This is a genomic window from Arachnia rubra, assembly GCF_019973735.1.
Classification (GTDB): Bacteria; Actinomycetota; Actinomycetes; order Propionibacteriales; family Propionibacteriaceae; genus Arachnia; species Arachnia rubra.
In genome coordinates this window covers 850,416-862,665 of the sequence record NZ_AP024463.1, presented here as the reverse complement: position 1 = coordinate 862,665, position 12,250 = coordinate 850,416, and the positions used below count along the sequence as shown (strand labels likewise).

12 protein-coding genes are annotated in these 12,250 nt (G+C 69.0%); 4 read left to right on the top strand and 8 right to left on the bottom strand.

What is annotated here, in order from left to right:
• Window positions 1-64: 64 nt before the first annotated feature.
• The 5 genes from SK1NUM_RS03775 to SK1NUM_RS03755 form a co-directional block, all read right to left on the bottom strand.
• Window positions 65-520 (bottom strand): hypothetical protein, encoded by a 456-nt coding sequence (locus SK1NUM_RS03775; RefSeq protein ID WP_223927789.1) that lies wholly within the window; start codon window positions 518-520, stop codon window positions 65-67.
• 46 nt (window positions 521-566) lie between these two features.
• A complete protein-coding gene (gene menD, locus SK1NUM_RS03770) occupies window positions 567-2,111 on the bottom strand; it encodes a 2-succinyl-5-enolpyruvyl-6-hydroxy-3-cyclohexene-1-carboxylic-acid synthase (protein ID WP_212325524.1) in 1,545 nt (514 codons plus the stop codon).
• The gene (locus SK1NUM_RS03765) at window positions 2,108-3,055 is read right to left on the bottom strand and encodes an o-succinylbenzoate synthase (RefSeq protein ID WP_212325523.1); all 948 of its coding nucleotides are present in this window, start codon (window positions 3,053-3,055) and stop codon (window positions 2,108-2,110) included. Before SK1NUM_RS03765 ends, menD begins: the two co-directional genes overlap by 4 nt.
• Window positions 3,052-4,041 carry a 1,4-dihydroxy-2-naphthoate polyprenyltransferase gene (locus SK1NUM_RS03760; RefSeq protein WP_212325521.1) on the bottom strand — a complete coding sequence of 330 codons (990 nt, stop codon included), beginning with the start codon at window positions 4,039-4,041 and terminating at the stop codon, window positions 3,052-3,054. The genes SK1NUM_RS03765 and SK1NUM_RS03760 overlap by 4 nt, the downstream gene beginning before the upstream one ends.
• 74 nt (window positions 4,042-4,115) lie before the next feature.
• Window positions 4,116-5,126, bottom strand: coding sequence for an AMP-binding protein (locus SK1NUM_RS03755; RefSeq protein WP_223927787.1), 1,011 nt, complete (start codon window positions 5,124-5,126; stop codon window positions 4,116-4,118).
• Window positions 5,127-5,194: 68 nt separating this feature from the next.
• Here SK1NUM_RS03755 and SK1NUM_RS03750 point away from each other — a divergent pair, with 68 nt between their 5' ends.
• The 4 genes from SK1NUM_RS03750 to SK1NUM_RS03735 are packed head-to-tail and all read left to right on the top strand — an operon-like array spanning window position 5,195 to window position 8,190.
• Window positions 5,195-5,437 (top strand): PLD nuclease N-terminal domain-containing protein, encoded by a 243-nt coding sequence (locus tag SK1NUM_RS03750; protein WP_212325519.1) that lies wholly within the window; start codon window positions 5,195-5,197, stop codon window positions 5,435-5,437.
• Window positions 5,403-6,122 carry a dihydroxyacetone kinase subunit DhaL gene (gene dhaL / locus SK1NUM_RS03745; RefSeq protein ID WP_223927785.1) on the top strand — a complete coding sequence of 240 codons (720 nt, stop codon included), beginning with the start codon at window positions 5,403-5,405 and terminating at the stop codon, window positions 6,120-6,122. The genes SK1NUM_RS03750 and dhaL overlap by 35 nt, the downstream gene beginning before the upstream one ends.
• A 53-nt stretch (window positions 6,123-6,175) precedes the next feature.
• A complete protein-coding gene (locus SK1NUM_RS03740) occupies window positions 6,176-7,000 on the top strand; it encodes a nucleotidyltransferase family protein (protein WP_212325517.1) in 825 nt (274 codons plus the stop codon).
• Entirely contained in the window at window positions 6,997-8,190 is a 1,194-nt protein-coding gene (locus SK1NUM_RS03735; protein WP_212325515.1) for a galactokinase family protein, read from the top strand. The genes SK1NUM_RS03740 and SK1NUM_RS03735 overlap by 4 nt, the downstream gene beginning before the upstream one ends.
• Before the next feature lie 156 nt (window positions 8,191-8,346).
• Here the strand turns inward: SK1NUM_RS03735 and SK1NUM_RS03730 are convergent, their stop codons facing one another.
• The 3 genes from SK1NUM_RS03730 to SK1NUM_RS03720 all read right to left on the bottom strand — a co-directional run bounded on the left by SK1NUM_RS03730 (window position 8,347) and on the right by SK1NUM_RS03720 (window position 12,246).
• Entirely contained in the window at window positions 8,347-9,783 is a 1,437-nt protein-coding gene (locus SK1NUM_RS03730; protein ID WP_212325513.1) for an ATP-binding protein, read from the bottom strand.
• Window positions 9,784-9,944: 161 nt separating this feature from the next.
• A complete protein-coding gene (gene coaBC, locus SK1NUM_RS03725) occupies window positions 9,945-11,279 on the bottom strand; it encodes a bifunctional phosphopantothenoylcysteine decarboxylase/phosphopantothenate--cysteine ligase CoaBC (RefSeq protein WP_212325511.1) in 1,335 nt (444 codons plus the stop codon).
• A 19-nt stretch (window positions 11,280-11,298) separates the two neighbouring features.
• The gene (locus tag SK1NUM_RS03720; RefSeq protein WP_212325509.1) at window positions 11,299-12,246 is read right to left on the bottom strand and encodes a CPBP family intramembrane glutamic endopeptidase; all 948 of its coding nucleotides are present in this window, start codon (window positions 12,244-12,246) and stop codon (window positions 11,299-11,301) included.
• Window positions 12,247-12,250: the final 4 nt, after the last annotated feature.

Below are 12,250 nucleotides of genomic sequence, written 5' to 3'. Positions count from 1 at the left end.
GCTAAAGGTGGAGCCCGGGGTTACCGCGATCCGGCATGACCAATCATAGCGTGAGCTTCTAAGATCACCAGAGGGTCCCGGCGTACCAGGACCGGGCACATCCCTCCAGGTCCGCGGCGCGCTGATCCCAGCGCGGGCCAAGCCGTCGGCCAATGATGGCAGCCCGGGCGCACAAGTCGCCGAAATCCCCCTCATACTCTCCAGCTAGAACGCTGCGGACCTCTTCGGCAACAGGACCCTCGGGGAGTTGCCGCTCTATCTGCCGCAACCTCCACAGAGCCCCAGGCAGCGTCACCGCAGCAGCCTGGGACCAGAGCTCCAAAAGGTCTTCAATACCCTCGGCGGCTATGTACTCCACCAGCCGAGTGCGCACCGCGGGAACTGCCTTATCCCCCACTAGGTGCACGAGCACCGCTGCGGTGTCGTGAGCTGTACTGCTCGCGTCTGCAGGATCCCCGGAACCCTCGAACTCTTCAAGGATGTCGCTGGGCCGTCGTACGGGTTTGTGAAACTGACGCACTTCGTTTTCCCTCCTTGAATGAGTATTCATTCGCCACTCCTGAAGGCTAGTCCCGACCAGTATCAATATGCAGTAACTCTCGGCCAGAGCTTGGTTTGGCAAGTATCTGACGTAGAGATTGTATGCAGGTAACTTCTGCCGTCCGCCACCCCATCGAACGGGCCACTGAACCTAGTTCAACCCCTTGTGAAACCCGGAAGACACGATCGAAGGCAGCCGCGAAAACGGGTTGTCCGGGCTCCAGTGACGCGAAGATTGTACCCCCTTGGTCATCCAAAAGGATGACACGTAGACACACCTCAGGTTCGTGGCGCGGAAAGATCAGCGCGCCGAGATCGTGCTGGAAGGTGAGGTCGCCCAGCAGCACCGTCGTCGGGGCCCCGGTCGCCAGGGCGATCCCGGTGGCGGTGGAGACCGTGCCGTCTATCCCGGCTAGCCCGCGGTTTGCCCAGCAGGTGCCGGGGGTCGGATTGACCGGGGCTACGTCCGCGTAACGGACGCTGGAGCTGGCGCCGAACACGAGATTCTCACCAGGCCGCATGGCTGCGACCACCTCGGCCGCCACCGACTCGCCCGTCAGCTGCGGCGGCAGCGCCGGTGCCGGCTGCTGCCAGCGTTCCAGCCAGGCCGGGTCCCCGGGAGGCAGCAGGACGCTGTCGACCACCCGGGCGGCGGCATGACCGGGGTCGGCCCAGTCAGCATGCGAGGCGACCACGATCAGCTCGACGTCCTGCCGGGACAGCAGCCCTGAGACCGGCCGGGACAGCGTCGGATGGCCGAACACCACGACACGCTCGATCTCATCCGCCAGGACGGGCAGCAGCTCCCGGTAGCGGGCGATGGCCTTCCCGGCACGAGCATTGCTGGAGGGCTCGGCCAAGAGGGGCACGCCCGCGGCCTCGGCCGCGGCGCGCGCCTCTGCCCCCACCGCGGGGGAAGCGTCACCGGCGAGCACCACGGTGCGGGCCATACCTGTCGCCTCGTACACCTCGGCTCCGCTGCTCGGCGCAACCACCGGACGCACCAGCTGCGGGGCAGGGGCGCCGACGGCGGCATCGACGAGCGGGACATCGAACTCCACGTTGACCTGCACGGGCCCGGGACGGCGGGTCCGGGTCCCGGCGGCCAGGGCACAGGCGCGGGCGATGGCCGCCCGCCAGGCCGTCTCCCCGCCGGTCCCGGAAGCGAGCCGCAGCACGCCGACGGCGGCGGGACCGAGGATCCCCAGCTGGTCGCAGGTCTGGTTCGCCCCCGTGCCGACCAGGGTGGCGGGCCGGTCTGCGGTCAGTAGCAGCAGGGGGACGCCCGCCGCGCGGGCCTCCATAGCCGCGGGCACCAGGTTTCCCACGGCCGTCCCCGAGGTGGTGACCACCGCCACGACATTCCCCGAGGCCTTCGCCAGGCCGAGGGCGGTGAAGGTCGCGACACGCTCGTCGATCCTGACGTACAGCCTGATCAGGCCAGCGGCCTCGGCCGCGTGGAGGGCCAGGGACAGAGGCGCGTTGCGGGAGCCGGGTGCAAGCAGCACATCGCGGACCCCGCAGGCCAGCAGGGCCTCGACGATCACCTTCCCCAGCAGCGGTGAGCTCATGGCATCCCCACCCCGGCGATCGCGGCGACCCGGTGCAGCCTGTCCAGCCACCACCGCTCGGTGGCGGCATCGGCCCGGCAGGCCGAAAGCGCCCCGGAGCCGACGACGATGGAGCGCACCTCCAGGTCGCCCCCCACGGGCAGCAGCGGCTGCGCGGTGACGTCACGGGACAGCAGCCGCCCAGTCTCTAGGCCGCAGGCGAAGGGCAGCTCCGGCAGGGCGGCGGCCAGCCGGAGCCCTGCCTCCAGCCCGACGGAGGTCTCGACGGCACTGGAGACCACCACGGGCAACCCCAGCCGGTCCGCCAGGCCGAGGCAGGCCTGCGCACCGCCGATTGGCTGGGTCTTGAGCACGACGACATCCGCTGCGGCGAGCCGGCGTACCCGCATGGGATCGGCAGCCCGGCGGATGGATTCATCGGCTGCGATCGCCACCAGGGAGTCCAGGCGGCGGTGAAGTGCGGCGAGCTCCTCCACGCTGGCGCAGGGTTGCTCCACGTATTCGAGGCCAAACTGTGCGAGCTCCCGGATCGCGGTCTCGGCCTCGTCCACCGGCCAGGCCCCGTTCGCATCGACGCGGATGGCTCCCTCAGGCAGAGCGGCCCGGGCGGCGGCCACCCGGGCGACGTCGTCATCGAGGCTCTGGCCGGGGGCCGCGACCTTGACCTTCAACGTCCGGCATCCAGACTCCAGGACCCGGCCGGCCACCTCGCCGGGCGCGATGGCCGGGATGATGCCGTTGACCGCGACGCGGCCGCGCAGCGGCGCCGGATGGCCCTCACGGGCCACGGCAACGGCGGCCCGCAACCAGGCGGCGGCCTCCTCGTCGGCATATTCACGAAACGGGCTCCACTCAGCCCAGCCCGCCTCACCCTGGAACAGGATCCCCTGCCGGCGGCGGACCCCCCGGAACGGCACCCTCAGCGGGATGTCGAAGACGATCACCGGCCGACCACCACGCCCACCAGCAGGCCGAGGGCCATCACCAGCTCCGTGACGGAGGTGGCCTGGAGCATCGAGATCAGGTCGCGTCCGGTGGCGCCTGCCAGGAGGCGCGCGGCCGGACCGAACAGCAGGACGAACCCCAGCAGCCCCAGCGCCGCCCAGGGAGTGGTCAGAGCCATCACACCCAGCACCGAGACCGCGCCGACGACCAGCAGCACCACGAAGAACGCCCTGGTGCCTGCATCGCCGAGGCGGGTGGCGAGGGTGCGTTTGCCCGACGCGCTGTCGGTGGCCAGGTCACGGAGGTTGTTGACCACCAGCAGGGCGCTGGCCAGCGCCCCGATCCCGGTCGCCGCCACCCACGAGGCCGGTGGCGCCGACCCGAAGGTAACGAAGGTGGTGCCGACGGTGGCGACCAGCCCGAAGAACAGGAACACCATGACCTCCCCGAGGCCGCGATAGCCGTAGGGACGAGGGCCTCCCGTGTAGTACCAGGCCGCGAGGATGCTGGCTGCCCCCACCAGCAGCAGCCACCAGTGCCCGGTGATGACGACGATCACGCCGCCCAGCACCGCAGCGGCCCCGAAGCACAGGAAGGCGGCCCGCTTCACGCTCCTGGGGCGGGCCAGCCCCGAAGCCGTGAGGCGCACGGGCCCCACGCGCACATCGTCGGTGCCGCGGATGCCGTCGGAGTAGTCGTTGGCGTAGTTGACCCCTACCTGCAGCGCCAGTGCAACCCCGAGACAGAGCAGGGGAAGCAGCACCAGCCGCCAAAGAGGCGGCGAGGGAACGGACTCGAAACCCGCGGCCACCCCCGCCAGAATGGGGGCCGCGGCGGCGGGGAGAGTCCGGGGCCGGGCACCAGCCACCCAGTCGGCGAGGCGGGTGTGCTGGCGGGAATCGGATGGCTCACGACAGCCCTGCTTCCCGGCCTCGCCCGGCTCCGGCGCAGCGCCCGGTGCACCCTCCTTCTCAGGCCTGGCCATGATCGCACCTAGATGTCACTGGCTTGGCCGGCGCCCCTGTCGGCGGAATCTCTGAGTTCATGATTGCAGCAATGCTAATGGCAGACGCGCGGAACAAGGTCATTCAGCGCCGCATGGTCGGGTTTGCCGCCCGGGGTGCGGGGGATCGAGGTGACCACGAGCTGCCTGGGCAGCCAGGTCCTGGGCAGCGACCGCGACAGCGCGTCGCGCCAGGTTCCCAGGTCGCCCCGGGGGGCGAACAGCACCACCCGCTGCCCCCATTCCCCGTCGGGGACGGCCAGCACCGCGGTCTCCGGGTCGAGGCGGGCAGCGGCGGCTCTCACCTCGGCGAGGTCAACGTTCACCCCGCCGGAGAGGATCACATCATCGACGCGTCCCGTCACGACGAGCCTGCCGGCCTCCCAGCGTCCGCGGTCGCGGGTGAGCAGCATTCCGCCGGCCAAGACCTCAGCCGTGGCGGTGGGATCATCCAGGTAACTGTCGAAGAGCGTCGGGCCTAAGATCACCACGCGCCCGTCCCGGAGCCCGACCCCGACCCCCGGCAGCGGCTCACCGTCCCACAGCACACCCCCGCAGGTCTCCGACATGCCGTAGCTCTCGACGACGGCCAGCCCCGCGGCCCCGGCGCGTTCCCGCAACTCCGGGCTGAGAGGCGCGCCGCCAAGGAGGATCAGGTCGAAGGCCCGCAGCAGACTGGTCGTGGCTGGGTTCTCCAGGGCCCGGTGCAGCTGGGTCGGAACCAGGCTGATGGCGTCGCCCTCACCGGTCGGGCGCAGGCCGTCGAGGCTGGCCGCAACGACCGGCGACCGGCGTCCCGCCAGCGCCGAGCGCACCTGCACCATCAGCCCGGCAACATAGCGTCCGGGCAGCGCGAGATGCCAGGTCAGGTCGCATCCGGCACGTTCCCGCGCGGCCTCGGCGGCAGCCCGCAGCGCTGCCCGGGAGAGCACGACCCGGCGGGCGGTCCCGGTGGTCCCGGAGGTCTGCACGACCGCTCCCACGCCCTCCGGCAACCGGGGCGCCGGACCGTCCGCCAGCCACAACGCGGACTCACCCGCCAGCATCCGCGCCACCTCCAAGCTCATACCCACCACCTGTGCGCCACAGTAAATCGCCTGACCATAACACCGCCTCCGGGAGTTAGAATTGCAGCGTGCTCAGGGTGCTGTCGATCATCGCGATTGTGATGCTGACCATCTACTGCGTCGTCGAACTGGCCCAGACCAAGGGGACCCGCGTACGCGCCATGCCCAGGTGGCTGTGGTTGTTCGTGGTGGTCTGTGTCCCGGTGATAGGGCCGTTTGCCTGGCTCTTCGCGGGACGGCCCACCTCTCGTCCGCGGCCACGCCAGCTTGGGCCTGATGATGACGAGGACTTCCTGCGAGGCCTACGGTGACCGCCTGGAAGTCTCGCCCAAGCACGTCATCGCGCCCCGATCCTGGACCGAAAGGACATCTATGTTTGCCGCTCCCGATGCCGTGAGCACCTGGCTGAAGTCGACAGCCGCCGAGTTCGAGGCCCGCATCGACGAACTCGACGGACTGGATGCCGCCATCGGTGATGGTGATCACGGCACGAACATGGCTCGCGGCCTGGCGACCGCGGCCACGATTGCCCCTGCCCCTGGGACCACCACCCGCCAGTACCTGAACCAGGTGGGCATGGCCCTGGTGAGCTCCGTCGGCGGCGCGTCCGGTCCGCTGTACGGAACTTTCTTCCTGCGCGTCGGGCAGCTCTGGCAGTCGCCGCACACGGTCTCCAGCATCTGGCAGGCCCTCAAGGCCGGCCGCGACGGGATCGCCTCACGGGGCAGAGCAAAGGCGGGCGACAAGACGATGCTCGATGCCCTGTGCCCTGCCATCCAGGTCCTGGAGCACGCCGCCATGGAACGCGACGAGGACGCCGCCACCACCCTGACACGGGCCGCGGCAGCAGCCCAGGCGGGCGCGGAGGCCACCCGTGGCATGCGGGCCCGCCGGGGCCGGGCCGCGCACTTCGGGGAGCGGTCCGTCGGGCACCTCGACCCGGGTGCCGTGTCGATGGCGATGATCCTCGACAGCGCGTCCCGGCACCTGATCTGATCATTTCCTGCCCCGGTGTGATCATCGGGCGCGGCTTCAATAGGCTGCACGCCATGGTTTCCACTACCGCACCTCACAAGGCCGTCATCCTCGCTCGCGGGCTCGGGTCGCGTATGCGCAAAGCCGCCAGCGGCGTCGCCCTGACCGCTGAGCAGAGCAAGGCTGCTGACGCCGGGGTCAAGGCGATGATCTCCCTCGACGGACGTCCGTTTCTGGACTATGTGATCTCCGCTCTGGCGGATGCCGGCTTCACCGAGGTCTGCCTGGTGATCGGCCCTGAGCATGACCTGATCCGCGACTACTACGACGGCGTTGCAAAGCGGCGTGTGAGGATCTCCTACGCGGTGCAGGCCGAGCCCCTCGGCACCGCGAACGCCGTGCTGGCTGCGGAGGAGTTCGCTGGCGATGACCGGGTGCTGGTGATCAATTCCGACAACTACTACCCCACCGAGGCGCTGGCCCTGCTGAGGGAGGTGCCCGGCTCGGCGCTGGTCGGCTTCACCCGTGAGGGAATGCTGGCCAGCTCCAACATCCCCGCCGACCGGATCGCAGCGTTCGCGCTCGCCACCGCCGACGCCAGCGGCAACCTGGCTGAGCTGGTCGAGAAACCCGACGAGGCCACAGTCCGCCGTCTGGGTTCTGAGGCTGTGATCTCCATGAACTGCTGGCTGTGCACTCCCGCGATCTTCCCGGCTGCCCGCGCGATCCCGAAGTCGGCGCGTGGCGAGTACGAGATCACCGACGCGGTGCGCCACGCCATCGCTGGCGGCGACCCGTATCACGTCGTCCGCGCCGGCTTCGGGGTGCTTGACATGTCGAACCGCGGAGACATCGCCTCGGTGGTGGAGGCCCTGCGCGCCCGTGAGGTGAGTCTGTGACCGCCTGGTTCGTCCCCGGGAGGCTGGAGGTCCTCGGCAAGCACACCGACTACGCCGGCGGGAACTCGCTGCTGGCGGCCGTGACGCAGGGAGTCACCGTCGAGCTGCAGGACAGCGACTCCGGCATCTGCGCCACCACCACGGCCTCACCCGGTGAGGAGCTGAGCCTTGCCCCCAACAGTCCTGACTCGCCGCCGGCAGGTCACTGGGGTGGCTATCTGCAGGCGGTGATCGACCGCCTGGCACTGAACTTCGGTGAGCTGCGTCCCGCCCGCCTGGTGATCGACTCGACCCTGCCGCTGGCCTCGGGGATGTCGTCGAGTTCAGCGCTGGTCGTCGCGCTGGCGCTGTGCCTGATCGACCACAATGGTTTCCGGGAATATCCGCAGTGGCAGGAGAACATCGGCAGCCAGATCGACCTGGCTGGGTATCTCGCCTGCTTTGAGAACGGGATGAGCTTCGGAACCCTCACAGGAGTGCGGGGCGTCGGGACCTTCGGCGGCTCCGAGGACCACACCGCGATGCTGTGCTGCCGGGAAGGCCACCTGACCCGGTTCCGGTTCTGCCCGATCCGGGAGGGCGAGTCCGTCCCCCTCCCCCCGGACTGGAGCTTCGTGGTCGGGGTCTCGGGTGTGCTGGCGGAGAAGACCGGCTCGGCCCTGGAGCTCTACAACGTGGCGTCGCTGAGGACCCGCGAGATCGTGGCGGCGTGGAATTCGGCGACCGGCTCTGAGGACCTGACTATCGGCGACGTCCTGGCCAGCGACGACGACGCCCTGGAGGGACTGCATGCGGTGGTGGCTCACGACCCGGACCTGTCCAGGCGTCTGAAGGCTTTCCTGACCGAGTCGCAGGAGCTGATCCCGGCCGCTGTCGAGGCACTGGCAGACGGCAATCTCGACGGCTTCGGACAGCTCGCGGACCGCTCCCAGCGCAACGCCGAGACCAGGCTGGGCAATCAGGTGCCTGAGACCATCCGGATGCAGGCCCTGGCCCGCGAACTGGGCGCGAGGGGAGCCTCCAGCTTCGGCGCGGGCTTCGGCGGTTCGGTGTGGGCGCTGGTCCCGTCGTCCGACGCCGCCGGCTTCGCCGCCGCCTGGCTGGAACGCTACACCGCGGAGTTCCCGGCACTGGCGCCCCGGGCATCAGTCCTGGTCACCAGGCCAGGCGCCCCAGCCCACCGCCTCTGAGGCCGCGGGCTGGAAGGGCTAGAACCCGTGCTGCCGGGCCAGGCCCTCGATGAGAAACCCACCCAAGGCCCGTAGCCAGCAGATCCTGGCAGGCAGACCAGCCATGTGCCGCACCTACCGGGCCGTGACCGTCAGATCAGATTGAATTGCCCTGAATCACTGCCTACCGACCCGGTAGCGGCGGCGCGGACTCCTCGGGGGTTCCAGGGCCTCGATGACCCCCTCGGCAACGAGCTGATTGAGAGCCTTCTGGACGGCGGTGCGGCTAAAACCCGTCGCCTCCATCAGCTCCGTCGTCGTCGCCGACGTCCTCTCCCGCAGAGCCCTCTCGATACCTGATCGAGCCGTGCTCCGTTGCTTGCCCTGGACCATCCGGCGCCGGCGGAAGATGATGGTGAAGCTGACCAGATCATCGCGGACCTCGGCTGGGGGCATCAGGGCTTTCTCCAGTTCCGCCGCAATCACGGCAAAACCAGTGCCCCGGTTCTCAGCGACGAACCCGCCGCCTGGGAACCGCACATGCTCCAGCAGCGTGGCAAGGCGCTGGTTGCGGGTCGAGCTGACCCCAGCCGTCCCCAGCGTGCGCAGGGTCACCGCCCCATACAGCCCTCCTGGGCTGACCACCTCCAACCGGTCCACATACATGTTGAGCTGCACCTGGGTGCCGCGCGCCATCGGCGAATAGTCCCGGTGCATGAGCGCATTAACCAGGGCCTCTCGCACTGCCACCAATGGATAGTCAGGCAGTTCGCGGCGGTAGACCTCATCAAGGAGAGCTCCCTGACGCATGTTCTTCCTGACTAGTGAGACCCCTTCCTCGACGAGCTCTGGAATTGACCCGTTGAGTGTGGCGCTGTCCAGCAGCCGCGTCCCTGTCCCAATCTCGCCCTTCGTAGCTCCGGGGAAAACCGCGAAAGTGATGGTGAGCCGCGGGAAGAACTCCTGGGGATATTCACCCAGCGCGAGAAGAGCCGCGAGGGTGGGGTGGGCATCGCGCATAATCCTGAGCCGCCGCAGGGCCACCTCATCGCCCTGCACGAAGGTCCGGGGACGGTCCTGACGCTGACCCGCACAGTAGGAGGCGAGTGCCTCTGTGTTCAGATCCTCCAGCCGGGCTGCAGGAATGGGTTCCTCGTCCCACACCGGCTGGGCATGCTCCTCAACCAGCCGATCGATCTCGTAGTGCTGCAGCTTCACATCACCGTCGCCGGTCCTTAGATAGCTGCCCTGGTAGCGTCCCCTCGCAGTCACGTAGCAGGGTTTGTCACGCGGCAGCATCTCGGGCACCGTCGCCACCAGCACGACATTCCCCTCGAAGGGCATCAGCAGGACGTCGGGCCGCACCGTGGGTGTCATCTCGGCGCATCGCGAAAGCAACGCGTCTCGCTGGGCAACAGCATCGAAACCCGGCACCGGAGAGAAACCCTCCCGTTCGGCCAACCCGATCAAGACGATGCCACCCGCACCGTTGGAGAAGGCACTGAGGGTCTCCAGCACCGATTTGCCGACGGCACTCTTCACCTCCACTTGCTGCTGGTCCGTCCCCACAAGACGGAGCCGTTCCACGAGTTCTTGAAGGCTCTGTTCGTCCATAGCTCCCTCTCAACTTCCCACTTAACATAACACCCTGAAAAGATAAGTGGGAAGTTCGGCTGGAGATGCGCTTCACATAGGCAGACCTGCGATCCGGTAGCCAGCAGATCCTGGCAGGCAGACCAGCCATGTGCCGCTACCTACCGGGCCGTAACCCCTTCTCAGGCGGACTTGAGGCGCTCGGCGACGAGATCGGCCAGCGCCCGGGCCACCTCGTCCTTGCTGCCCGAGGCCCGGGCCACCTCACGGCCCTGGGCATCCAGGACGACCACGGCGTTGGGCACGTCACCGAATCCGAGGGCCGGGCCGACGGCGTTGACCGCCAGCAGGTCGGCCCCCTTGCGCCAGGCCTTCGCGACCCCGTGGCTGAGGACGTCCCCGTCCTCGTCGCCCGTCTCCGCCGCGAAACCGACCACGACGGTCCGGCCACCATCGCTCCGGGGCGGGTCGGAGACCAGCCCCGCGAGAATGTCGGGGTTCTCCACCAGGCTGATCACCGGCGCCGGAACGATGCCTGTCTCGTCGTCCAGCCCATCGTCCCCGTTGTCCAGGCTGTGCTTCTTGATCTTGGTGGTGGCCACGGCGGCGGGCCGGTAGTCGGCGACCGCAGCGGCCATGAACACGGCATCGGCGTCGGTGCACAGGTGCCGCACGACATCGTTTAGCTCCAGGGCCGTGTTCACCGGCACCACCTCGATGGCCTGCGGCAGCTGGGTCAGGAGACCAGGCTCCACGTGTGCCGACACGAGAGAAACGCGAGCGCCGCGGGCCGCAACGGCCCGCGCTATGGCACAGCCCTGCCGGCCGGAGGAGCGATTGCCGAGGAAACGGACGGGGTCGATGGGCTCACGGGTGCCACCCGCCGAGACCACCACGCGCCTACCCTCCAGTCCGGTGGGCAGGCCCTCGGCGTCGGCGGACTCCAGCACAGCCAAGGCCTCCGTGACGATCCGGTCGGGATCGGGCAGCCGGCCCACCCCGGAATCCTGGCCGGTCAGGCGTCCCGAATCAGGTGACAGCACCGTCAATCCCCGGCGCCGCAACGTGGCCACGTTCTCCTGCGTGGCCGGGTTCAGCCACATCTGGGGATGCATGGCCGGCGCGAGCAGGACCGGGGCCGTGGTGGTCAGGATCGTCGCGGTGAGCAGGTCGTCGGCCCGGCCAGCGGCGACCCGGGCCAGCAGGTCCGCCGAGGCTGGGGCGACCACGACCAGTTCGGCCCACTCCCCCGTCGCCACATGCTCGACAGCCGCCGGGTCGTCGAACACCCCAGAGGAGACCGGTGCCCCGGAGACCGCCGCCAGGGCGGGCGCGCCGATGAACCGCAGCGCCGCCTCGGTGGGCACCACCTTGACCTCATGTCCGGCGTCCCGCAGCGCGCGGATGACGAAAGGCGCCTTGTATGCCGCGATGGAGCCTGCCACCCCGACGACGATGCGTCGCGGCCTGAGCGCAGTGGGATCAGGTGTATCTGGGGAATCGGGTGTATCTGGCATGAGGCCATGATTCCACGCCTCAGCTCACGGACCTTGGCCGCCCGGCCCGGCGCTTCCAGAGGGGTTTGACGACGGGGCCGTGGCGCGCCAGGCGCACCCCGAGGACCACCGACAGCAGGGTGAGAAGAAGCACCGTGGTCACGCTGGCCTCGAGCCCGAAGGAGCCACCGGTCAGCCAGTCCGGGCCGGTCGTCGTCGTCTGCAGCACAGAGGGACCGGCGCTGGTGCCGGAGATCGGCACCCCCATCAGCGGTCCCTGCGTGATGTTCCATGCCGCGTGGAAGCCGATACACACCCACAGCGAGCGGGTCAGCGCATACAGGACACCGAACAGCAGCCCGGCCTCCAGCGCGATGGCGGCAGCGGCCCACAGGCTCCCGTTCGGATTGCGGAGATGCACCAGGCCGAAGGCCAGGCCCGAGACGAGGATCCCGCCCCACGTCCCGAGGACATCCTCGATGCAACGGTACAGCCCGCCCCGGTAGATCAGCTCCTCCGAGACACCGGCGATGATACCCGCGGCAAAGACCTTTCTGATCAGCTCCCCGTACTGGATGTGGGAGACCACGCCGATCTGGTATCCCCCGGGCAAGGCCACCACGGCATAGCACACCAGCAGCAGGGCGGCGCCCATCCCCAGGCCGGCCAGCAACCCCCAGCTCCGGCGCAACGCGAGCTCGTAGGGTCTCCGGCGGCCCTCCAGGAGGATCACCAGCAGGAGGTAGACCACCACTGAGGAGAGAAGCGTGAAGACGCCGCCCGCCGAATTCATGGCGAAGACCACCCTGCGCGTACCCAGGAAAGGCATGGCCAGCAGCGACAGCAGGGCTGTGCCCACCGGTATGCCCAGGAAGATCCCGGCAAGCCTCAACCCAGCGAAACCGACAACCCTCCAGGGCGAGCCGCCGGCCGGCCTCAGTGGGCCGTCAGCGGCCAGACCGTCGTTACGCCGCAGCAGCTCATTCATCGTG

What these genes read in the sequence shown, in the direction of transcription:
- dhaL (WP_223927785.1), top strand. Translation starts at nt 5,403, where the DNA reads ATGATGACGAGGACTTCCTGCGAGGCCTACGGTGACCGCCTGGAAGTC.
- SK1NUM_RS03730 (WP_212325513.1), bottom strand. Translation starts at nt 9,783, where the DNA reads ATGGACGAACAGAGCCTTCAAGAACTCGTGGAACGGCTCCGTCTTGTG.
- SK1NUM_RS03720 (WP_212325509.1), bottom strand. Translation starts at nt 12,246, where the DNA reads ATGAATGAGCTGCTGCGGCGTAACGACGGTCTGGCCGCTGACGGCCCA.
- coaBC (WP_212325511.1), bottom strand. Translation starts at nt 11,279, where the DNA reads ATGCCAGATACACCCGATTCCCCAGATACACCTGATCCCACTGCGCTC.
- SK1NUM_RS03740 (WP_212325517.1), top strand. Translation starts at nt 6,176, where the DNA reads ATGGTTTCCACTACCGCACCTCACAAGGCCGTCATCCTCGCTCGCGGG.
- SK1NUM_RS03760 (WP_212325521.1), bottom strand. Translation starts at nt 4,041, where the DNA reads ATGGCCAGGCCTGAGAAGGAGGGTGCACCGGGCGCTGCGCCGGAGCCG.
- menD (WP_212325524.1), bottom strand. Translation starts at nt 2,111, where the DNA reads ATGAGCTCACCGCTGCTGGGGAAGGTGATCGTCGAGGCCCTGCTGGCC.
- SK1NUM_RS03755 (WP_223927787.1), bottom strand. Translation starts at nt 5,126, where the DNA reads ATGAGCTTGGAGGTGGCGCGGATGCTGGCGGGTGAGTCCGCGTTGTGG.